22 protein-coding genes are annotated in these 22,156 nt (G+C 64.6%); 11 read left to right on the forward strand and 11 right to left on the reverse strand.

Annotated features, from left to right (window positions below):
- The first annotated feature begins 22 nt into the window (after positions 1-22).
- From hisA to tatC, 7 genes are all read left to right on the forward strand, one after another.
- Positions 23-769, forward strand: a complete 747-nt coding sequence (hisA, locus tag COW1_RS11875; RefSeq protein ID WP_201344327.1) for a 1-(5-phosphoribosyl)-5-[(5-phosphoribosylamino)methylideneamino]imidazole-4-carboxamide isomerase — start codon at positions 23-25, stop codon at positions 767-769.
- A gap of 201 nt (positions 770-970) precedes the next feature.
- The gene (gene hisF / locus COW1_RS11880; protein WP_201344328.1) at positions 971-1,744 is read left to right on the forward strand and encodes an imidazole glycerol phosphate synthase subunit HisF; all 774 of its coding nucleotides are present in this window, start codon (positions 971-973) and stop codon (positions 1,742-1,744) included.
- 156 nt (positions 1,745-1,900) lie between these two features.
- Positions 1,901-2,296: a phosphoribosyl-AMP cyclohydrolase gene (gene hisI / locus COW1_RS11885; protein WP_096364177.1), complete on the forward strand. Its 396-nt coding sequence runs from the start codon at positions 1,901-1,903 to the stop codon at positions 2,294-2,296.
- A 32-nt stretch (positions 2,297-2,328) separates the two neighbouring features.
- A complete protein-coding gene (locus tag COW1_RS11890) occupies positions 2,329-2,649 on the forward strand; it encodes a phosphoribosyl-ATP diphosphatase (protein ID WP_096364175.1) in 321 nt (106 codons plus the stop codon).
- 38 nt (positions 2,650-2,687) lie between these two features.
- Positions 2,688-2,915: a Sec-independent protein translocase subunit TatA gene (locus COW1_RS11895; protein ID WP_096364173.1), complete on the forward strand. Its 228-nt coding sequence runs from the start codon at positions 2,688-2,690 to the stop codon at positions 2,913-2,915.
- Positions 2,916-2,987: 72 nt separating this feature from the next.
- Positions 2,988-3,371: a Sec-independent protein translocase protein TatB gene (gene tatB / locus COW1_RS11900; RefSeq protein ID WP_096364171.1), complete on the forward strand. Its 384-nt coding sequence runs from the start codon at positions 2,988-2,990 to the stop codon at positions 3,369-3,371.
- Positions 3,368-4,237 carry a twin-arginine translocase subunit TatC gene (tatC, locus tag COW1_RS11905; RefSeq protein ID WP_201344329.1) on the forward strand — a complete coding sequence of 290 codons (870 nt, stop codon included), beginning with the start codon at positions 3,368-3,370 and terminating at the stop codon, positions 4,235-4,237. The genes tatB and tatC overlap by 4 nt, the downstream gene beginning before the upstream one ends.
- Before the next feature lie 153 nt (positions 4,238-4,390).
- On the opposite strand, the gene COW1_RS11910 is transcribed toward tatC, so the two are convergent.
- The 10 genes from COW1_RS11910 to COW1_RS11955 all read right to left on the reverse strand — a co-directional run bounded on the left by COW1_RS11910 (position 4,391) and on the right by COW1_RS11955 (position 16,061).
- Positions 4,391-4,735 (reverse strand): pentapeptide repeat-containing protein, encoded by a 345-nt coding sequence (locus COW1_RS11910; RefSeq protein ID WP_201344330.1) that lies wholly within the window; start codon positions 4,733-4,735, stop codon positions 4,391-4,393.
- Positions 4,736-4,825: 90 nt separating this feature from the next.
- On the reverse strand, positions 4,826-5,731 hold the full coding sequence (locus COW1_RS11915) for an HDOD domain-containing protein (protein WP_201344331.1): 906 nt from the start codon (positions 5,729-5,731) through the stop codon (positions 4,826-4,828).
- A 34-nt stretch (positions 5,732-5,765) separates the two neighbouring features.
- Entirely contained in the window at positions 5,766-6,758 is a 993-nt protein-coding gene (locus COW1_RS11920) for a glutathione S-transferase family protein (RefSeq protein WP_201344332.1), read from the reverse strand.
- A 1-nt stretch (position 6,759) separates the two neighbouring features.
- Positions 6,760-8,430, reverse strand: coding sequence for a GGDEF domain-containing protein (locus COW1_RS11925; RefSeq protein ID WP_096364161.1), 1,671 nt, complete (start codon positions 8,428-8,430; stop codon positions 6,760-6,762).
- Between the two features lie 67 nt (positions 8,431-8,497).
- A complete protein-coding gene (locus COW1_RS11930) occupies positions 8,498-9,328 on the reverse strand; it encodes an endonuclease/exonuclease/phosphatase family protein (protein WP_096364159.1) in 831 nt (276 codons plus the stop codon).
- Positions 9,325-10,956 (reverse strand): acetolactate synthase large subunit, encoded by a 1,632-nt coding sequence (locus COW1_RS11935; RefSeq protein WP_096364157.1) that lies wholly within the window; start codon positions 10,954-10,956, stop codon positions 9,325-9,327. Before COW1_RS11935 ends, COW1_RS11930 begins: the two co-directional genes overlap by 4 nt.
- Positions 10,957-11,114: 158 nt before the next feature.
- Entirely contained in the window at positions 11,115-11,738 is a 624-nt protein-coding gene (locus tag COW1_RS11940; RefSeq protein ID WP_197702972.1) for a thiol:disulfide interchange protein DsbA/DsbL, read from the reverse strand.
- 211 nt (positions 11,739-11,949) lie between these two features.
- Positions 11,950-13,122 (reverse strand): c-type cytochrome biogenesis protein CcsB, encoded by a 1,173-nt coding sequence (ccsB, locus tag COW1_RS11945; protein ID WP_096364153.1) that lies wholly within the window; start codon positions 13,120-13,122, stop codon positions 11,950-11,952.
- A gap of 169 nt (positions 13,123-13,291) precedes the next feature.
- Positions 13,292-15,289, reverse strand: coding sequence for a cytochrome c biogenesis protein ResB (locus COW1_RS11950; RefSeq protein WP_201344333.1), 1,998 nt, complete (start codon positions 15,287-15,289; stop codon positions 13,292-13,294).
- A gap of 157 nt (positions 15,290-15,446) precedes the next feature.
- On the reverse strand, positions 15,447-16,061 hold the full coding sequence (locus COW1_RS11955; RefSeq protein WP_201344334.1) for a cytochrome c: 615 nt from the start codon (positions 16,059-16,061) through the stop codon (positions 15,447-15,449).
- A gap of 175 nt (positions 16,062-16,236) precedes the next feature.
- Here COW1_RS11955 and yihA point away from each other — a divergent pair, with 175 nt between their 5' ends.
- Positions 16,237-16,833: a ribosome biogenesis GTP-binding protein YihA/YsxC gene (yihA, locus tag COW1_RS11960; RefSeq protein WP_096364149.1), complete on the forward strand. Its 597-nt coding sequence runs from the start codon at positions 16,237-16,239 to the stop codon at positions 16,831-16,833.
- Positions 16,834-17,339: 506 nt separating this feature from the next.
- Here yihA and polA read toward each other — a convergent pair.
- On the reverse strand, positions 17,340-20,048 hold the full coding sequence (polA, locus tag COW1_RS11965; protein ID WP_201344335.1) for a DNA polymerase I: 2,709 nt from the start codon (positions 20,046-20,048) through the stop codon (positions 17,340-17,342).
- 269 nt (positions 20,049-20,317) lie between these two features.
- Here polA and COW1_RS11970 point away from each other — a divergent pair, with 269 nt between their 5' ends.
- From COW1_RS11970 to COW1_RS11980, 3 genes are all read left to right on the forward strand, one after another.
- Complete coding sequence (locus COW1_RS11970; RefSeq protein WP_096364145.1) at positions 20,318-21,043, forward strand: TIGR00730 family Rossman fold protein; 726 nt, start codon at positions 20,318-20,320, stop codon at positions 21,041-21,043.
- Between the two features lie 43 nt (positions 21,044-21,086).
- Positions 21,087-21,434 carry a DUF2782 domain-containing protein gene (locus COW1_RS11975; protein ID WP_096364143.1) on the forward strand — a complete coding sequence of 116 codons (348 nt, stop codon included), beginning with the start codon at positions 21,087-21,089 and terminating at the stop codon, positions 21,432-21,434.
- A gap of 174 nt (positions 21,435-21,608) precedes the next feature.
- Positions 21,609-22,151: a TRAP transporter small permease subunit gene (locus tag COW1_RS11980; protein WP_096364141.1), complete on the forward strand. Its 543-nt coding sequence runs from the start codon at positions 21,609-21,611 to the stop codon at positions 22,149-22,151.
- Positions 22,152-22,156: the final 5 nt, after the last annotated feature.

Raw genomic sequence — 22,156 nt, forward strand, 5'->3', positions numbered from 1 at the left:
GCATAATCAGGGGACGCTTACCATGTTGTTGATACCCGCCATCGATCTCAAGGACGGCCAGTGCGTGCGCCTGCGTCAGGGCCGGATGGAGGACGCCACGGTATTTTCCGAGGACCCGGTCGAGGTCGCCCAGCGCTGGGTGGACGCCGGCGCCCGGCGCCTGCACCTGGTCGATCTCAACGGCGCCTTTGCCGGTCAACCGGTCAACGCCAGCGTGATCCAGCGCATTGCCGAGCGCTTCCCCGAACTGCCGATCCAGGTCGGCGGCGGCATCCGCGACGAGGACACCGTGCAGACCTATCTCGACGCCGGCGTGCAGTACGTGATCATCGGCACCAAGGCGGTCAGCACCCCGCACTTCATCAACGACCTGTGCATGGAATTCCCCGGTCACATCATCGTCGGCCTGGATGCGCGCGACGGCAAGGTGGCCATCGACGGCTGGTCCAAGCTGTCCAACCATGATGTGATCGACATGGCACAGCGCTTCGAGCGCGACGGCGTCGAGGCCATCGTCTATACCGACATCAGCCGTGACGGCATGATGGAGGGTGTCAACGTCGACGCCACCGTCAAGCTCGCCCAGTCCATCACCATCCCGGTCATCGCCTCCGGCGGCGTGACCAACATCGACGACATCAAACGCCTGTGCGAGGTGGCCGACGAGGGCATCATGGGCGCGATCATCGGCCGCGCCCTGTACGAGGGCACCCTCGACCTGGCCGAGGCGCAGAAGTACGTGCAGGACAACGACTGCGACGGGGAATGACGTTTATGCTTCGGCGACATCAACGCAGAGGGCGCAGAGGCGCGGAGACGCAGAGAATATTAATGTGGAGCAACCGCTCCATGCCGTTCAGCACCATGAGCCAGACCCGAATATGCCAACCGACCTCATACATTTTTTCACTCTGCGCCTCCGCGCCTCTGCGCCCTCTGCGTTGTTGTCACAAAGCTTAGAGAAACCGCAATGACCCTGGCCAAACGCATCATCCCCTGTCTCGACGTCGACGCCGGCCGTGTGGTCAAGGGCGTGAAGTTCGTCGATATCCGCGACGCCGGCGACCCGGTCGAGGTGGCACGCCGCTACGACGAACAGGGCGCCGACGAGATCACCTTCCTCGATATCACTGCCAGTTCCGACGACCGCGAGACCCTGGTGCACGTCGTCGAGCAGGTGGCCGGGCAGGTCTTCATTCCGCTCACCGTGGGCGGCGGCATCCGCGAACTGGCCGACATCCGCAGGATGCTCAACGCCGGCGCCGACAAGGTGGCGATCAACACCGCGGCAGTGTTCCGGCCCGAGTTCGTGCGCGAGGCGGCCGAACGCTTCGGCTCCCAGTGCATCGTGGTGGCCATCGACGCCAAGCAGGTCAGCGGGCCCGGCGAGCCACTGAAATGGGAGATCTTCACCCACGGCGGACGCAAACCCACCGGCCTGGACGCGGTGGAATGGGCCCGGCGCATGGCCGCCTACGGCGCCGGCGAGATCCTGCTCACCAGCATGGATCGCGACGGCACCAAGAGCGGCTTCGACCTCGAGTTGACCCGGGCGGTCGCCGATGCCGTGGAGATTCCGGTGATCGCCTCTGGTGGCGTCGGCACGCTGGAACACCTGGCCGAGGGCGTCCGCGAGGGTCATGCCGACGCCGTTCTTGCCGCCAGCATCTTTCATTTCGGCCAGCACAGCATCCGCGAGGCAAAGCAGCTCATGGCCCGCGAGGGCATCGAGGTGAGGCTGTAGCCTGCTCTAATATCGGCAGAAAGCCTCTGCCCCATCCAACCGTACAGGGCGTCGGCCGGCCCGGCCGGCGTTCCAATCCGAAACACCCGCGCCGAATCCGGTCATAAAAATCCCTGCGCTCTTCGCGCGCCCTGCAGATCACTTTATAATTGTTTCATGACAGGCGAAAACTGGCTCGACGAGATCAAGTGGACCGAGGACGGCCTAGTGCCGGCCATCGCCCAGGATGCCGATACGGGCGAGGTGTTGATGTTCGCCTGGATGAATCGGGAGTCGCTGGCCATGAGCGCCCGCGAGGGGCGTGCGGTATACTTCTCCCGCTCCCGCGGCCGACTCTGGCCCAAGGGCGAGGAGTCCGGTCATGTCCAGCAGATCCGCGAGATCCGGGTCGATTGCGACAAGGACGTGGTGCTGCTGAAAATCGAACAGGTGGGCGGCATCGCCTGCCATACCGGCAGACGCAGCTGCTTCTATTTCCGGCTCGAGGACGGCGACTGGCAGGCGGTCGAAGCGGTGCTCAAGGATCCGGGGGAAATATACCGCCAGCCTTGAGCGTCTTTGTGCAGTAACACTGAGGATGCACCATGACTGACACACTGGAGCGCCTGGCCGGGATACTGGAGGCGCGCAAGCAGGCCGATCCCGACAGTTCCTACGTGGCCGGGCTCTACGCCAAGGGGCTGGACACGATCCTGAAGAAGGTCGGCGAGGAAGCCACCGAGACCGTTATCGCGGCCAAGGGAGGCTCCAGTGAGCAGCTGGTTTATGAGACCGCGGATCTGTGGTTTCATACCCTGGTCATGCTCGCACACCAGGGCCTGGGGCCCGAGGATGTGCTGAGTGAACTCGAGCGGCGTTTCGGCCTGTCCGGTCTGGACGAGAAGGCCGCGCGCCGGCAAAAGTAAGGTTGGATCATCAGCGCCGCTGAGCGGCGGGAGTTATTATGGGAATCAGCGTCTGGCAACTGTTAATCATCCTGGCGATCGTGCTGGTGCTGTTCGGCGCCAAGCGCCTGCGCAACCTGGGCGGGGATCTGGGCACGGCCGTGAAGGGCTTCAAGAACGCGGTCAAGGAAGGTGACGAGGAGGTCAACAAGGAACAGCTCGAGGATCAGGCCGGGGAGGACCGCACCATCGAGGGCGAATCCACTCGCGAGAAGGACAAGGTCTGAACCTGTCCGGCAATGTCCGCGCCGGCCGCCGCCGGCCGCAATCACACCTGAACCCCGCCATGCGTCCGCGCCATGTTTGATATCGGCTTCTGGGAACTGGGTCTGCTGATGATCATCGCCCTGCTGGTCATCGGCCCCGAACGCCTGCCCAAGGTGGCGCGCACGGTCGGCCTGCTGCTGGGCAAGGCACGCGGCGTCGTGCGCACGGTCAAGGCCGATGTGCAGCGCGAGCTTGCGGCCGAGGAACTCAAGCAGACCCTGGCCAAGCAGGCCGACAGCAACCCCCTGCACGAGATCATCGAAGAGACCGGTTCCGTGGCCCGCGACGCCAAGTCCAGCATCGACGAGGCCACCTCATCACTGCGTGACATCGGTGCGCAGGACGAAGATCGCCCTGCCCCGCCCAGCCCGCCATCCGGGTCCGCATCCAGGCCCAGGTCTGACAGCGAATCATGAGCCGCCCCGATCGGAACGACCCCGACCTGGAGGTCGAACAGCCGTTCATGGCGCACCTCATCGAGTTGCGCGACCGCCTCATGCGCATGGTGGTGGTGGTGCTGGCGCTGTTCCTGGTGATGGCCCCCTTTGCGGACCGGATCTTCGCCATCCTCGCCGACCCGCTGTCCCGGCACCTGCCGGAAGGCACATCGATGATCGCAGTGGAAGTGATCGCGCCCTTCCTGATCCCGCTCAAGGCCACCCTGGTACTGTCCATCTTCCTGGCCATGCCCTACGTGCTGTACCAGGTGTGGGGCTTCATCGCACCGGGACTGTACAAGCACGAAAAACGCCTGGCGGTGCCGCTGCTGGCCTCCAGTACCCTGCTGTTCTATGCCGGCGCGGCGTTCGCCTATTTCGTGATCCTGCCCATCCTGTCCATCTTCCTCACCGGCACTGCACCCGAGGGCGTAGCGGTGACGCCGGACATCGGCAAGTACCTCGATTTCGAACTTATGCTGTTCTTCGCCTTCGGCGCCGCCTTCGAGGTGCCGGTGGCCACCTTCCTGCTGGTGCTGATGGGCATCACCACCCCGGATGCACTGGCAAAGAAACGGCCCTACATCATTGTCGGCGCCTTCGTCATCGGCATGGTGCTGACACCGCCGGACATCATCTCCCAGACCCTGCTGGCTTTGCCCATGTGGCTGCTGTTCGAGATCGGGGTGCTGCTGTCACGTTCCTTCGAACGCCGCCGCGCCGAGGAAGCGGCCGCGGAAGAAGCCGGGGACGACGCCTACCGGCCGATGACCGACGAGGAAATGGACGCCGAGCTGGACGAGATCGAGAAGTCGGAGAAGCCGGAGAAGCCCGATCGCGATTGATTGACCGTCTGGCGATGGGAACGCAGAGGGCGCAGAGCCGCTGAGATAAATCAATTCTGTAATTGCGGGTTGGCTGAGTGCAAGCGAAGCCCAACCCGCAAGCCAATATTTCTTTGCGTCTCTGCGCCTTTGCGACCTTTGCGTTCCTGCCGCCTACCTGCGATACCGCATCCGGGTACCGTGGATCAGCGACAGGGTGATCTCCTCGGGATCGAGCTCGGACGGAAAATAGGCACCGGAGATCTTGGCGGCATGGATGCTCGCGCCTTCGAGATTGGAGGCCGAGAAATCGATGCCGCGCACGTCCGCCTGTCGGAAATAGGCATTACTGAAATCGATGCCGCTGGCATCCAGCCCGCGCAGGTCCAGCCCGCGCAGATCGGTACCGTTCAGGCGCACAGCCTCGCCGCCCTGCTTCAGGGTATTGAATTCCTCGATCTTGCCGTGGCGCAGCAGCTGGTACAGCGGATCGTCAGTAATGACGGGCTTATCGCTCATACTCGTCCCTCCCATTGGGCGAAGTCCTGAACATAACAGATATCCCCGCGGCACAAAACGTGAAGCCGGACCGGCGCCCGGCGGCAGGACTCAGAATCCGTACAACAGTTCCAGCAGGGCATCGAATTCGCCGCCGGCCTGCTGCAGACACCCCGGTACGGCCGCCGGGCCGACCCCGGCCTGCCGCCAGAGCTCCCTGGGGACATGCCCCAGCGCGGCGAGCACCGGTGCCGCATCCTCGATCTCGATGAAACGGGTATAGGGATCGTGTTCGGCGCCGGCCGCCGGCCCCGGCTGCTGCTCGACGGCGTGGGCGACCTGATTGGCCAGCGCCACCAGCGCCGTCTCGCGGGCACCCTGTTCCAGTCCAAGCGGGGCATGGTGACACGCGGCCGCCAGGCACAATTCCTCTGGCAGCTGCCAGTGCCGCAGCAGGGCGCCGCCGAGGGCGGCATGATCCCAGCCCAGCAGCGCACGCTCCTGCTCGCACAGATCCTCGGCGTGCGCCAGCACCGCCGGGCCCAGGCGGACGCACGCATCCGGCATCCGGGTGAACATCACCAGGTGCCCGATGTCGTGCAGCAGCCCGGCAATGAACAAGCGCTCGGCATGCAGCACACCTGCCTGACGGGCCAGCCCCTGTGCCACCAGCGCGACGAACACGCCGTGACGCCAGAAGGTAAGCATGTCGTAGCCCTGCAGTGGCTGGCCGCGAAACACCTCCACCGCCGCCATGGCCAAGGCCAGCTTGCGCAGTTCATTGATGCCGACCAGACCGACGGCACGGGAGACGGTATCGACCCGGGAAGGCAGGCCGTAGGCAGCGCTGTTGACCCGCTTGAGCAGCTGCGCGGTGAAAGCCGGATCCTGAATGATGATATGCGCGAAATCCTCCCTCCCGGCCTCGGGGTCGTCGGCCAGCAGCTGGATCTGCAGACAGACCTCGGGCAGCGACAGCAGGTCGGCGTTGTCCCGGATCAGCTGTTCGATCTGCATGCGTGCCGACTCCGTGGTTCGCCGTGGACGGAGATCAGCGCTGTGCCGGGTATCGATCCCGGTCATGCGCGGCTGCCAGATCCAGCCGCGGCCCACCCGGCACAATGCGCGACGGATTCAGCCAGGGGTGGCTCCAGTAGTAATGCGCCTTGATGTGCTCCAGGTTCACGGTCTGCGCGATGCCGGGGTACTGGTACAACTCGCGCAGATAGTTCGACAGGGCAGGGAAATCGGCAATGCGATTGCGATTGCACTTGAAGTGACCGACATAGACTGCATCGAAACGCACCAGGGTCGTGAACAACCGCCAGTCGGCCTCGGTCAGCCGCCCGCCGACCAGATAGCGCTGCCGTGACAGGCGGGCCTCGATTTCGTCCAGGGCTGCGAACAGGGCGTCGAAGGCCCGGTCATAGGCGGCCTGGCTGGTGGCGAAACCGGTCCGGTAGACACCATTGTTGATGTTCTCGTAGACGAAGGTGTTGATGGCGTCGATTTCATCGCGCAGCCCGACGGGATACATATCGAGTTGCGCATCCCCCCAGGCATCGAAGGCGGAATTGAGCATGCGAATGATCTCGGCCGACTCGTTGTTGACGATGGTGCGCCGCTCGCGATCCCACAGCACCGGCACGGTGACGATGCCGGTGTAGTCCGGTTGCGCCAGCCGGTAGAGTTCGTGCATATAGTCGCAGCCGTTGACCGTGTCGGCCGTGGCGCCGGGAAAGGACGCATCGAAGTGCCAGCCGGGCTCGCCCATGTGCGGATGCACCACGTCGACGCTGATCACCGCGTCCAGCCGTTTGAGCCGGCGCAGGATCAGGGTCCGGTGAGCCCAGGGGCAGGCGTAGGAGACATACAGATGGTAGCGCCCCGGCTCGGCCCTGAAGCCGCCCTCGCCGCCGGGACCGGGACTGCCGTCGGGCGTGACCCAGCTGCGGAACTGCGATTCCCTGCGGACGAATTCGCCGTCCTCCTGCTCACTGTCGAACCAGCCTTCGCGCAACTCGCCATTGACCATCAGACTCATCTCAACCTCCGTCGACCGCCTCTGCCAGCACGCAGCGGTTGCGCCCCTGTTCCTTGGCCCGGTACAGGGCCTGATCGGCACGCTCGAACACCGCCTCGACGGTATCGCCGTCGGCGAACAGCGCAATGCCGCAGGAGATGGTAATGGAGACATCCTGGCCGCGATAGTGGAACCCGCAGGCTTCGATGGCCACGCGCAGCTTCTCTGCCACCCGGCTCACATCCCCGACCCCGGCGCCGGTGACCAGCATGGCGAACTCCTCGCCGCCGAAGCGGGCGATGAAATCGGTCTCGCGGATGTTGTCGGCCAGCAGGCCGGCGATCACCCGCAGCACCTTGTCGCCGGCCTTATGTCCGTATTCATCATTGATCGGTTTGAAATTGTCCACATCCCAGACCAGCAGCGCCAGCGGGGTCTGGAAACGCTTCCAGCGGGCGTATTCCTGCTGCACCCGCTCATCCCAGGCCAGGCGATTGGGGATGCCGGTCAGGGCATCGGTCAGGGCCTGGCTGCGCTGCTGACGCACCCGCTCGCGCAGTTCGGCGGCCTCGCCTTCCAGGTCGTGCAACCGCTGCTGCAGGGTCTGCACACGGGCATCGGCGGCCTGATTGCGCGCGGTTTCGGCCTGGCGATGCTGTTCGACGTGTTCGACAATGGCGTCGATGCGCGCCTGTACCGTCTGCTTGAGCTGGCTCAATTCCTGGGCGTCCTGAACATCGGACTCGATCCCGCGCACCTGGGCCTGGACCGCATCGCCCAGTTCCCGCCCCTGCTCGTAGGCAGCCTGGCGCTCGCCTTCCGCCCCCTTGACGAAACTGTCGACGTCCTGCAGCCGGTCGGTGAGCTGCTGCAGAAAGTCCTCGATCTCCTGCTTTTCGCGCTGCAACTGCACCCGCATCTCGGCCACCATGTCGGTGATCTCATGCAGGGCGGCCAGCGTATCGCAGTCGCTGTCCTCCTCCAGCCGCTGCTGCAGCGCCTCAATGCGGGCGTCGAAGGCCTCCGGCAGCCCCAGCTGTTCCAGCAGCTGCAGCAGGAGTTCGTGGCCGGCAGCACCCGACGCCGGGGCGGTCATCCTTTCCTGCTGCGGCGCCGGACCGGCCGGACCCGGTTCCGACGCCCCGGCTTCGACCGCCACATCGGGGCGGGTCTGGCCGCCGAGCCAGCGGCGCAGACCGCGCGCCGGCGCTGCGGCCTGCGGCAGCTGAACCGCGAGCAGTTCGTTGAGCAGGGCCGCGACCCGGTCGACCGCCCTGGCTGCCTCGGCATCCTCCAGGGCGTCGAGTTGTTTGCGCAACGCCTTGAGCCGGCGCGCTTTGCCGCGCGGGAAACGGGTCTGCTCCAGCAGCAATTGCAGGCTCTCGACCGCTCCGGGGGTACGGGCGGCGCTGGCGCGGTCGCTATCGAGTCTGACCAGGGTGGCCGACATCGCTTCGATGCGCTGCTGCAGGGCGCGGTCGTCAGCCCGGTCGCGGATGGCGTTGCGCAATTCGCCCAGCTGGCGGTCCAGGGTGGCGTCGAGACCGTCGGCGGCCAGGCTCAGGCGCGTAATCGTCCTGCGCAGCAACTCCTCCATCCCCGCCCAGCGGCGCTCGCGGGCTTCGGCCTGTTCGACACTGTCGTAGTACTTGCGCTTCCAGGTTTCCAGTTGTGCGTGTTCGGTTTCCGTCATGACGGCTGCGCATCCCGTGGGTTCAATACTGCCCCGTGTGTCTGTATCGACGCCGGGCAGGAAGTCTTCAGATGTTCAGGCGCAGCGATGCGGGCAGGGTCAGATCCATAGCGATGGGCAGGTGATCCGAAACCGGGTAATTCAACACCCGGATACGGTCCACCTGCAGGGTGGGGCTGACCAGGATATGGTCGATGTTGCGGTTGGGCCGCCAGCTGGGGAAGGTATGCAGGCCGTGCACCGGCTCGGTCAGCAGGGTGCGGTTGATGAAGTAATCCATCTCCTTGGAATCGGAGGGAAAATTCATATCCCCCATGAGGATCACGTGGCGCTGCGCATTCACCAGCTCGCTCAGGTAGTCGAGCTGCTGCAGCCGTGCGCGCCGGCCCAGGGCGAGGTGGATGATCAGCAGCAGCAGGCTCTCCTCGCCCTGACCGTAGCGCAGCGACAGGGCGCCGCGCCCGGCGATGGGGCCGGGCAGCCGGTGTTCGATGATCTCGTGGCACTGGAACCGGCTGACCACGCCGAGCGCGTGGCGGGCGATCTGACCGATGCGGCGGTTGGTCTGGTCGTACCAGAAGGGGAACTCGGCCCGCTGGGCGATGTACTCGGTGAGATTGACGAAGCCGCTGCGCAGACTGCCGGCGTCGACCTCCTGCAGCCCGGCCAGGTCGTACTGGCCCACCAGCCGGGCAATGCGATCCAGGTTGTGGAACCGGGTGGCGTGCGGCAGCACGTGCTTCCAGCTGTGGGTGAGATAGTGGCGGTAGCGCGAGGTGCTGATGCCGGTCTGGATGTTGAAGCTGAGCAGACTCAGATGCTGCCCGGTATTGCCCACGGCGGTGCCGTCCCGATCCGGGATGTGCTCGAGCAGGGTGTCGATCTCGGCCGGACTCATAGCGGGCTGACCAGGTTGCCCAGCTTCTCGGTCAGGATCAGGTTCTCGCGATAATCGACCGGGCAGTCGATGATACTGACCGTGTCATCGGCCAGCGCCCGGCGCAGGGTGGGCATCAGGTCGGCGACCCGCTCGATGCGGTAGCCCTTCGCCCCGAACGACTCGGCGTATTTCACAAAGTCAGGATTGCCGAAGGCGACATGGGAACTGCGCTGGAAGGTGTTGTGCTGCTTCCAGTCGATCAGGCCATAGCCGCCGTCGTTCCAGATCAGCACCACCATGGCCACGCCCAGCCGCATGGCGGTTTCGATCTCCTGCGAGTTCATCATGAAGCCACCGTCGCCGGTCACGGCCACCACCCGGCGCTCCGGACAGGCCAGCCGTGCCGCGATTGCCCCCGGCACGGCAATGCCCATGCTGGCAAAGCCGTTGGAGATCAGGCAGGTGTTGGGATGTTCGCAGCGGAACATGCGCGCCATCCACATCTTGTGGGCGCCGACATCGCAGATGACGATGTCCTCCAGGTCCATGGCGGTGCGCAGGTCCCAGATGATCTTCTGCGGCTTGACCGGGAAGGCCTCGTCGCGGGCATGCTGGTTCATGTCCTCGATCAGCGCCTCGCGCAGCACCCGCATGGGATGGCCCTGGTGCGGCGTGGCCAGTTCGGCAATCCGCTTGAGGCTGTGACGGATATCGCCGACCACGCCGACCTCGGGTTCGTAGTGGGCATCGACCTCGGCCGGGCTGGTGTCGATATGGATGATCTTGCGGTCGCGCGTCGGATGCCACAGGTGCGGGTGGTACTCGACCAGATCATAGCCGATGCAGATGATGACATCGGCACGCGAGAAGCCGCAGCTGACATAGTCCTTGGCCTGCAGGCCGGCACTGCCCAGGGCAAAGGGATGCTTGAAGGGGATCACGCCCTTGGCCATGAAGGTGTTGGCGGTGGGGATGCCGAGATGCTCGGCGAACCCGGCCAGTTCCTTCCAGGCACGCGAGCGGATCACGCCATTGCCGGCCAGGATGATGGGATAGCGCGCCTGCGAGATCAGCTCGGCGGCATACTGCACCTTCTCCTGCGGCGGCTCCGAGAGCATCGACTGGCGGCTGCGCAGCGGCGGCTCCTCGGTGTCGAGCTTCATGATGTTCTCCGGCAGCTCGATGAAGGTCGCGCCGGTCTTGTCGGTCTGGGCCAGCTTGAAGGCCTTGCGCACCACCTCGGGGATGATGTTGGGCGCGACCACGCGCGAGGAATACTTGGTGATGGACTGGAACATCTGCTCCAGGTCCAGCACCTGGTGGGACTCCTTGTGCAGGCGGTGGGTATCGGCCTGGCCGGAGATAGCCACCAGCGGGGCATGGTCCATGTTGGCGTCGGCCACGCCGGTGAACAGGTTGGTGGCCCCCGGCCCCAGAGTGGCCAGGCAGACCCCGGCGCGGCCGGTCAGCCGACCGTAGACATCGGCCATAAAGGCGGCGCCCTGCTCGTGGCGGCAGGTGACGAAGCGGATGGAGGAGTCCAGCAGGGCATCCATCACGTCCAGGTTTTCCTCGCCCGGCACTCCGAAGATGTACTCCACACCCTCGTTCTCCAGGCACCTGACGAACAGTTCGGCGGCTTTCATACAGTCTATGGTATCAGGAATCGGACAATAAAAAGGCCCGCATGACGGCGGGCCACCCTATCCAAGTAGGTCGGGTTAGCGAAGTGTAACCCGACACAACGCCGAATTCCGTCGGGTTACGCCCTTCGGGCTAACCCGACCTACCCGACGGCTGCATCTCAGTCGCTGGTAACAGCGCGTTCCTGCTCGATCAGGTGATTGGTCACCTCGATCATGGCCGCGTGACTGCCGGCTTCGGAGGCCGAAGTGCGGTACTTGCCGTTGATGATGAGCGCTGGCACGCCGCGCACCCGGTAGCGCTGGGTCATCTCGCGCGCCCGGTTGAGCTTGGCCGCCACCCCGAAGGAATGGAAGGTCTTGTCGAAGTCCTCTGCCGTCACGCCCTGCTCGACGAAGAAGGCCTTGAGTTCATCGACCGTGTTGATCCGCTTGCGCTGCTCATGGATGGCCTGGAACAGCGGCTTGTGGATCTGCCCGGTCACGCCCAGCAGTTCAGCGGTATACCAGGCCCGTGCCAGCAATTCCCAGCGCGGACTCAGGACCGCCGGCAGGCGCACGAATTCGACGTCATCGGGTTTGCTTTCCAACCACTGCTCGATATGCGGCTCCAGCCGGTAGCAGTGCGGGCAACCGTACCAGAACAGTTCCACCACCTCGATCTTGTCCGGTGCCGAGGTCGGCTGGACGGTGGACAGGCGCTCGTACTCCTTGCCTTCCTCGAAGTTGGCCGCCTGGGCGGTGGCCAGGAACAGGCTGGTGAACAGCACAGCAACGGTTTGCATTAACTTTCTCATTCTTGGATCCCTTGGTTGTCGCGTTTACTCGCCCTTCTGCGGAAGGCATCTTCCCCTCCCTTGAGGGGAGCACCCGTACGGGCAAAAGGACTGGGGTGGGAAGGGTGCGCGTCGTATCCCACCCATGCAGGGTCCAGATACGCCCCCCTCCTCACCTCCCCCGCCAAGGGGGAGGGAACAAGGAAATAAACACCTTATTTCACAGTTCGCCGTAGGAGTGCAGCCCGGAGAGGAACATGTTCACGCCCAGGAAGGCGAACAGGGTGATGAACAGACCCACGATCGCCCACCAGGCCATGGGCGCGCCACGCCAGCCCTTGGTCAGGCGCATGTGCAGCCAGGCAGCGTAGTTCAGCCACACGATCAGGGCCCAGGTCTCCTTCGGATCCCAGGACCAGTAGCCGCCCCAGGCCTCGGCTGCCCACAGGGCGCCGAGGATGGTGGCCACGGTGAAGAAGGCGAACCCCAATGCGATGGACTTGTACATCACATCATCCAGCATCTCCAGGCTGGGCAGCACGCTGTTGCCACCGGGATAGCGCTGTTCCTGAGCGTTGCGGATCAGGTAGGCCACGCCCACCATGGCCGCCAGCGCAAAGGCGCCATAGCCGACGAAGTTGGCCGGCACGTGGATCTTCATCCAGTAGCTCTGAAGCGCCGGCACCAGCGGTTCGATCTCGTGGGCGCCGCGGTCAAAGCTGTACCAGAGCAGGAAGGCCACGGCGGCCGAGATCACCAGCAGCACAAAACCGCCCAGGGCCCGGGTTTGGTACTTGCGCTCATAGAACAGATACAGCAGCGCGGTAATGACGGCGAACAGGATGAAGACTTCGTACAGGTTGCTGACCGGGATGTGACCGAAGTCGGCATTGACCAGGTAGGACTCGCGCCAGCGCACCATCAGCCCCACCGTACCCATGACAGTGGCCGACCAGGTCATGGCGGTGGCGACCTTGCCGCTGAACTCCGAACGGGTGAAGGTGGCGAAGAAATAGGTCAGGGTGGCGAGCACATAGAGCGCGCTCATCCACATGATGGCCGACTGGCTGGCAACCAGATACTTCAGGAAGAAATTGCTGTCACGGGCGCCGATATCGGTGCCGTAGAGCCAGACGGCAAACAGACTGATGGCGGTGACCGCCAGGGTGTAGGGGCGAACCGGCTTCCAGCACCAGCCCCAGGCGACCAGGGAAACGGCGGTGCCGGCCAGGATGGCCACCTCGTAGCCGTCCATCAGGGTGTGATAGTGCCACCAGGCATAGATGCTGCCCGCCACCACCAGCAGGGCCCAGATCCAGTCGAAGGCACCGAGGCGCTGAAGGAAGGGGCGCTCGTCAAGTTCCTGCATCATCTGATCGTGTGTTACCGACATGAGGGTCTCCTGCTGGGCTCGGGTCTCCCGGGTAAGGACGCTGCACCGCCCCGGTCCCATTCCATTGCGTACGCATCAGGTATTATTGAGGAATCCACCCACTGAGACAACGGCGGGGCCAGTTTGCTCCCGCAGCGCTGAACCGGGGCTGAATCCGCGCCGTTCCGGCTCAGCCGGATTCCCCGGCGCGGCGAATACCCTGATACAACTGGGTGAATTCACGTTCGAAGTCGCGCCGGTCGCGTTCGCCGGAACCGGCCAGGATGACCTGGGTCTGGTCCAGCTGCGGCTGCAGCCACACCCAGATCCGGCGCTGACGCACGTAGAACATCATGAATACCCCGATCATGAGCAGTGTGAAGCCGAGATAGACCACGCTCTTGCCCGGGGAACGGGTGATCTGCAGACCCGAGGCCTGGACCTGCTCGAAGCTCTCCAGCTGCAGAAAGAAGGGCGAGCCGTACAGGGGCAGCGCGGTCACGGCATTGAGTGTATCCTCGTAGAAGCGGCTGTCGCGCTCGTTGATGCCCGCGCTGAGATCCACGCCCTCGGCGCGCAGCACCTCGGCATAGAGGGCGCTGAGGATATTGCGCAGCACCTTCATGTAGGCATCGATGACCTGCATGCGCCGATCCTCCGGCACAGTAGCCTCGACCTGCTCGACAATGCCGTCGAAACCGCCGCGGGCGAACATCCGCACCAGCCGGCCCATGGTGGCGGTGACCTCCTCGACCATGCCCGGCTCCTGCAGGCGCAGCTCGCTGAAGGTCTGGCGCACTGTCTCGGCGGCGATTTCGCGTACCCTGGCCTCGTCTCGCAGCAGGGCGTTGAAGGCCAGGAAGCGCTGCGGCGAACCGGCCGGATCGGCTGGGATGTGCAGGTAGAAGAACGGCTGGTTGGGGTTCTCGCGCACCCCGCTGAGGAAGAATTTCCGCCCCTCCAGCTCCACCGGCAGCATGTAGTTCTCGTACTCGCGCGCCTCGCCCTGGGTATTGCGCAGCTTGTAGGTGAAGCTGGGACCGAAGTTCTGGAACTGCTTGCCGGAATCCTCGGGCGCCGGGTTGACATTGAAGGGGCGGAAGGATTCGAACTCCAGGGTCTGGCGGCCGGCCGGGGTCTCGACCTCCAGGCTTTCGAACACCGCCGTTTCCACCTTCTGCGTGTCCAGGGTGGGATGACTCAGCGGCCAGGCGGTTAGGCTGAGGCCGGAGCCGCCGTCATCGAAGCTGGCCTGGTAGATGGCGTAGCCCTCGTAGATCAGCGGGTGGTTGACCGCGATGGTCGCCTCCACCGGCTGCTCGCGTTCCGGATCGTGGATCACCAGATCACTCTCGAAGGACTTGGGCTGCCCGGTCACATAATGCTCGATGCGGAAATCCTTCAACTCGATGGTAAAGGGCAGCGGCTGCACCAGGTAGCCGTCGCGCAGCTGCAGGAAGGCGATGCCGGCCCGGCCGCCCTCGGGGATGGTGACATTGCCGCGGAAGGAGGGATTGCCCTCGGGCAGCCAGCTGATCTCGGGCACCTGCGAGGCCGGGATGTCCCGGGTCTCCGGCTGAATCTGGCCGAGCATTTCCTTGATGCGGACGGGCAACTGGCCGTCGACCAGACCGCCGAGACAGATCACCACGATGGCCGTGTGGGTGAAGATGTAGCCCAGCCGGTTCCAGGAACCCTTCTTGGCCGCGATCAGATGGTGGTCATCGTGATCGGCGCTGCGGGTCTTGTAACCGTGCTGCCTGAGCCAGGCGCGGTAACGCGACTCCAGCGCAGCGACCGGCGCATCGGCGTGCCACTCCTGCACCTGGTGCATGTTGCGCAGCGAAACGGCCTGCACCCGGGTGCGGAACTGACGCATCTCGCGCACCATGTTCGGGGCATTGCGGTAGATGCAGACACTGGTGGAGATCACCAGAAAGGCCAGGATCACCAGGAACCAGCCGGCGGCGTAGACGTCGTACAGCCCCAGGCTCTTGAACACCTCGTGCCAGAAGGGCCCGAACTTGATGATGTAGTCCTGATAGGGCTGGTTCTGCTGCAGCACCGTCCCCACCACCGAGGCGATCGCCACCGTCACCAGCAGGGTAATGGCCAGGTTCATCGAACCCAGGAATTCGAGCAGGATGGTGCCGCGGGAGGGAATGTTGCGTTGCGCCGGGGAGTTCACGTGATTCCAGTCAGTTTGTCAGAAGCTGGCAGGTCGGCCAAGCATACTGTATCGGGCTGCATCCGGGCAAAACACCGGACCGGGAAAACGACAAGGGGCGGCCCATGGCCACCCCTTGTTCAGTCATATCGATTGCAGGAAAGTTCCCGGGACGCGATCAGCGCAGCCCCTGGATGTAGGAGGCCACGGCCTTGATTTCGGCATCGGTCATGCGCGCGGCGACATTGCGCATCATGCTGCCGTAGTCGTTGGCACGCGCACTGCTGCGGAAGGCCTTGAGCTGGATCCCGGTATAGGTGGCATGCTGCCCGGCCAGGGCCGGGAAATTGGCCGCCGGATTGCCCTTGCCGGCCGGGCCGTGACAGGCCATGCAGGCCGACACGCCGCTGGCCTTGTTGCCGCCGCGGTAGATCTGCTCGCCCAGTTCCACCAGGTCGGGATCGGCCTCGCCATACTGGATCTGCTGCGCGGCATAGTAGGCGGCCAGGTCCTGCATGTCCTGCTCGGACAGCGGCGCGGCCATCGGGGCCATGGTCTGGTTCTCGCGTTCGCCCGCCTTGAATTCCTTGAGTTGCTTGACCAGGTAGTCGGGATGCTGTCCGGCCAGCTTGGGCCATTCCGGATTGGCACTGTTGCCGTCGGCGCCGTGACAGGCAACGCAGGTGCTGGACTTTTCCTTGCCGGCGCTGGCATCACCCGCGGCCAGCGCGCCCGGCGCGGCCATCGCGGCGGAAACGGACAAAAGGGCTGCGAAAACAAACGGCTTGTTCATGGAAACGGAACTCCTGTGCCTCAAGGCCTTGGAAATTCAGGATGCCGGCGGGCATCGTGCGGGAAATGCGGCCAAAAACGGAGCGCCATTTATACCAGCGCCCGCCGCCCAATTCAACCTGACCGGCCTGTCACCAGGACATGACAGCGCCCGGAATTCCGGGGAAAATGCCCCCATGCACAACCCCTACACCCAGACCCGGTTTCAGGTCAGCGCCGCCGAGCCGCGCCAGGCCCCGCCCGATCGCGGCCGCGAGGTGGCCTTTGCCGGCCGCTCCAATGCCGGCAAGTCCAGCGCGCTGAACGCCATCACCGGCCAGAAGGCGCTGGCCCGGACCAGCAAGACCCCGGGGCGCACCCAGCTGCTGAATTTCTTCCAGGTCAACGACGCCGCCCGGCTGGTCGACCTGCCCGGCTACGGCTACGCCAAGGTGGGGGGCGCGACCCGGGCCCGCTGGCAGCAGAGCCTGGCCGCCTACCTGGAGCAGCGCCGTTCGCTGGCCGGACTGATCCTGCTCATGGATATCCGCCACCCGCTGACCGATTACGACCACCAGCTGCTGGAGTGGGCGCGGGCGGCCGGGCTGGCGGTGCACGTCCTGCTGACCAAGGCCGACAAGCTCAAGCGGGGTGCGGCGAAGACCGCCCTGCTGCAGGTCCGCCGCCAACTCGAGGCCGAGGGGCTGCCGGCCACGGTGCAGCTGTTCTCGGCCCTGAAGAAGGAGGGGCTGGAGGAGGTCTGGGCCGTGCTCGACGCCTGGCTGGAAAGATAAAAGAGCGCCACGGAATACACGGAAACCACGGAAATGTGTTTAAGACTTTGATTTATTCGTTATGCCCGTACCGGCCGGCACAGGCTCCGACGGGCATCTATCTCCCTGAAACACCTGGATTCCCGCCTTCGCGGGAATGACGCAGTGGGTAATACATAAGAGAAATCCTGTTGGCTGCCATGAATATGGCTTGGGTACACATGCAAATAGACTGGATCCAATACTCCCGCTTTATTTCTTGTCCGTGTTTTCCGTGTATTCCGTGGCGCTCTTGAATCCTGATGGAGCGGGCAAAAAAACGCCCCGGCTGCAAGGGGGAAGTCGGCCGGGGCAAGGTGTCACCCGGATGGGGTACCGGGTGGAGGAGTGGCCCGCTCCAGGGAGGGAGAGCGGACGTCCTGAACCATCTGTCCTGACTGTTGGATGCGGGTATGAACGGGAAAGTTCCCATGCCGGCGCATGCGATTACCCTGCATGATTGATGGGTTTCGGGCGCCCGCCCGCTGTCAGTGGGCCTCGTCCCAGTTGGCACCGACCCCCACCTCGACCTCCAGCGGAATGGCCAGCTCGGCCGCGGTCTGCATGCGCTCGCGGATGGCCGCCTGCGCCGCCTCGACATCGCCTGCCGCCACCTCGAACACCAGCTCGTCGTGGACCTGCATCACCATGCGCAGGTCCAGCCCGCCGCTGCGGATCCAGGCGTCGGTGCTGATCATGGCCAGCTTGATGATGTCGGCGGCCGTCCCCTGCATGGGGGCATTGATGGCGGTGCGTTCGGCCGCGGTGCGGCGCTGGTGGTTGCGGGCGTTGATCTCGGGCAGGTACAGGCGCCGGCCGAACAGGGTCTCCACATAACCCTGGTCATGGGCCTGCTCGCGGGTGCGGTCCATGTACGCCTTCACACCCGGATAGCGGGTGAAGTACAGATCCACGTATTCCTGCGCCGCGCCACGCTCGATGCCCAGCTGTTTCGCCAGGCCGAAGGCCGACATGCCGTAGATCAGGCCGAAGTTGATCGCCTTGGCGCTGCGGCGCTGCTCGCTCGTGACCTGGTCCGGCTGCGCGCCGAACACCTCGGCCGCGGTGGCGCGGTGGATGTCCTCGCCGGCGGCGAAGGCCGCGAGCAGCCCCTCGTCGCCGGACAGATGCGCCATGATGCGCAGCTCGATCTGGGAGTAGTCCGCGGCCAGGATGCGATAGCCCTGCTCGGCAATGAAGGCCTGGCGGATGCGCCGGCCGGACTCGGTGCGCACCGGGATGTTCTGCAGATTGGGCTCGGTGGAGGACAACCGGCCAGTGGCGGCCACCGCCTGATGATAGGAGGTGTGCACCCGCCCGGTGCGGGCATCGATGCGTTCGGGCAGCTTGTCGGTGTAGGTGGACTTGAGCTTGCTCAGGCTGCGGTAGTCCAGGATCAGCCGCGGCAGGCGATAGTCCAGCGCCAGCTCGGCCAGCACGCTTTCCGCGGTGGAGGGTGCGCCCTTGGGCGTCTTGGCCAGGACCGGCAGACCCTGCTGATCGAACAGGATCTCCTGAATCTGCTTGGGCGAGCCGATGTTGAAGGGCTGGCCGGCTTCCTCGAACGCGGCCTCCTCGATTTCGGCCATCTTGTGCGCCAGTTCCCCGCTCTGGGTCGCCAGCATGTCGCGGTCGACCTTCACGCCATTGCGTTCCATCCGCGACAGCACCGGTACCAGCGGCAGATCGATATCACTGAACACGCTCACCAGCGCCCTCTCCTGCTGCAGCCGCGGCCACAGGGTCTGATGCAGGCGCAGGGTGATGTCGGCATCCTCGGCGGCATAGGGCGCGGCGGTCTCGACCGGGACCTCGTTGAAGCTGAGCTGCTTCGCCCCCTTGCCGGCGACCTCCTCGTAGCCGGTGCATTTATGCGCCAGGTATTTCAGCGCCAGGGAGTCCATGTCATGGCGACTGGCGGTCGAGTCCAGGACATAGGATTCCAGCATGGTGTCGAAGGCGATGCCCCTGAGCTCGATGCCGTGATTGGCCAGCACGCTCATGTCGTACTTGAGGTTGTGACCGATCTTCTTCGGTGCCTTGTCCTCCAACAATTTCTTGAACTGCTTGAGCACCCGGTCGCGGTCGAGCTGTTCCGGCGCGCCGGCATAGTCGTGGGCCAGAGGCACATAGGCGGCCCGGTGCGTCTCCACGGCGAAGGACAGGCCGACGATTTCGGCCTGCATGTATTCCAGGCTGGTGGTCTCGGTATCGAAGGCGAAATGGTCGGCCTGCTCCAGTTCCTTCAGCCAGGCATCGAGCTGCGTCTGCGTCAGCACGGTCTCGTAGTCGACCTCGGCGGCGGGCGGCGCGGTCGCCGCCGAGGCTTGCGCCGGTTCATCGCTGCCCAGGATCTCCTTCAGCCAGGTGCGGAACTCCATCTGCTCGTAGAGTGCCTTGAGCGCCGCGCGGTCCGGCGGCTGCATGGCCAGGGCGTCGACGTCCTGCTTCAGCTCCAGGTCACAGCGGATGGTGGCGAGCTGACGCGACAGATCCAGCTGCGCCAGGTTCTCACGCAGGCTCTCGCCGACCTTGCCCTTGACCGATTCGGCCTGCTCGATCAGCGCATCCAACGAGCCGTACTCGTTCAACCACTTGGCCGCGGTCTTGGGGCCGACCTTCGGCACCCCGGGGATGTTGTCCGAACTGTCGCCGACCAGGGCCAGGTAGTCGACGATGCGCTCCGGCGGCACGCCGAACTTCTCAACCACGCCGGCGCGGTCCAGGGTGGTGTTGCTCATGGTGTTGACCAGGGTGATGCCGCCTTCGACGAGTTGGGCCATGTCCTTGTCGCCGGTGGAGATCAGCACCGGCTCGCCGCGGGCGTCGGCCTGCCGGGCCAGGGTGCCGATGACATCGTCCGCCTCCACGCCCGGGACCTGCAGCACCGGAAAGCCCAGCGCCCGGACGAGGGCGTGCAGCGGCTCGATCTGGGCGGCCAGTTCCTCCGGCATGGGCGGGCGGTTGGCCTTGTAGTGCTCGAACATCTCATCGCGGAAGGTTTTGCCTCTGGCATCGAACACCACCGCCACGTGCTCGGGCTGATAGTCTTTGAGCAGGCGCTTGAGCATGTTGACCACACCATAGACCGCCCCGGTGGGCTCGCCGCGGGAATTGGTCAGCGGCGGCAGGGCGTGGAAGGCCCGGTAGAGATAGGAGGAGCCGTCCACCAGGACGACCGGCTTGGTACTGGGCATGTAAACCTATCCTTGTAGAACTGATATCGCCGAATCCGGCATGGATTGTGTAACCCCGTCATTGCGAGGCGCAAAGCGCCGTGGCAATCTCCAACCACTTGATTCATTGGCACGAGATTGCCGCGCTGCGTTTTTGCCCTTCGGGTGCTCGCAATGACGGTCAACTGAATAAATAAGAGACATCTTAATGGTATCATCCCCCTACCACCCGGAAGGCAGATTACCTGTCGGGTGGACAACTATCATGGAATCTCGGTAGACAGAAAACTATGGACGACCAGACACGCCACCAGCACCCGGGCATGCGCCCCCTCAACGACACCCAGCTGACGCGGGAGTCCTGGAAGATCTTCCAGATCATGGCCGAATTCGTCGAGGGTTTCGAGCGCCTGGCGCGCATCAAGCCCTCGGTGAGCATCTTCGGCTCCGCCCGCACCGATCCCGAGAGCGGCGAATACAAACTGGCCGAGGACATCGCCCGCGCCCTGTCCGACGCCGGCTTCTCGGTGGTCAGCGGCGGCGGTCCGGGCATCATGGAGGCCGCCAACAAGGGCGCCCAGGCCGGCCGTTCGCCCAGCATCGGCCTGAACATCCAGTTGCCGCACGAGCAGGCCGGCAATCCCTACCAGGACATCGCGCTCAACTTCCGCCATTTCTTCTCGCGCAAGGTCATGTTCGTCAAATACGCCTCGGCCTACGTGGTACTGCCCGGCGGCTTCGGCACCCTGGACGAGCTGGCCGAGATCCTGACCCTGGTCCAGACCGGCAAGACCCGGCGCATCCCTATCATCCTGGTCTGCCACGAGTTCTGGGACGGGCTGATCGAGTGGTTCCGCACCACCCTGGTCACTTCCGGCACCATCTCGCCCGAGGACCTGGACCTGTTTCAGGTGCTGGACAGCCCGGACGAAGTCGTGAATGCTATTTTCGACTATTATGAAAACCGCGGCTTCGAACCCTCTGCGCAGGAACGCGAGATCCTGCTGGAACTCTGATCCGCCACCAGTTCGAACGCTTCATCGGATTCAAGGAACCGCCATGCGACGCACCGCACTGCTCACCAGCGCCCTCCTGTTCAGCATCACCGCCCACGGCCAGCCGCAGAGCGAGGAGATCGCTCCGCCCGGGCTGCCCGAACCCGATCTGCCCACCGCCGGCCCCCAGGACCAGGAAGCGATCGAGCCCGAGGTCACCATCATCCGCCGCCAGGACCGCACGGTGGAGGAATACCGGATCAACAATCAGCTCTACATGATCAAGGTCACGCCGCGCAAGGGCGTGCCCTACTACCTGATGGACAGCGACGGCGACGGCTCGCTGGAGACCCGTCGCAACGAGCTCGACCCGCACCTGCTGGTGCCGAGCTGGATCATCTTCAGCTGGTGAGCCCGGGACAGCACCGTGACTGAACCGCAGGATGGGTGAAGGCGTATGCGCCGCAACCCATCGGAGCATCGTTATCCATGATGGGTTGCGCTTCGCTCCACCCATCCTACCCGTACCGGCAGCGCCCCGAACACTCCCCCTAACCCCATAAAAACCCGTATAATCCCGGCCATCATGGCCCATCCCCTCGAAACCGGCGCACGCGCCCTGGAAACCCTCGCCGAGGCCGTCGGCCGGCTGGTGGCCTGGCTGACCGTTGCGATGGTGCTGGTCATGTTCGCCGTGGTGGTGATGCGCTACGCCTTCGACTTCGGCCGCATCTGGATCCAGGAAAGCGTGACCTGGATGCACGCCGCCGTGTTCATGCTCGGCGCCGCCTACACCCTGCGCCATGAAGGCCACGTCCGGGTGGATATCTTCTATCGCCGCTTCTCTCCCCGCACCCGCGCCTGGGTGGATCTTCTCGGCACCCTGGTGCTGCTGCTGCCCGTCACCCTGTATCTGCTGTGGACCGGCTGGGACTATGTCGCCGACAGCTGGGCCATGCGCGAAGGCTCTCTGCAGACCGGCGGCCTGCCGGCGGTCTACCTGCTCAAGAGCGCGCTGCTGGCCATGCCCGCCCTGCTGCTGATCCAGGGCCTGGCCATGCTGCTGCTGCGTCTGGCCACGATCCTGGGCGTATCTGCCGGACCCGGGCCGATGGAGCGGCACCGGTGATCGAA

The organism is Thiohalobacter sp. COW1 (assembly GCF_016629505.1).
Taxonomy (GTDB): domain Bacteria; phylum Pseudomonadota; class Gammaproteobacteria; order Thiohalobacterales; family Thiohalobacteraceae; genus Thiohalobacter; species Thiohalobacter thiocyanaticus_A.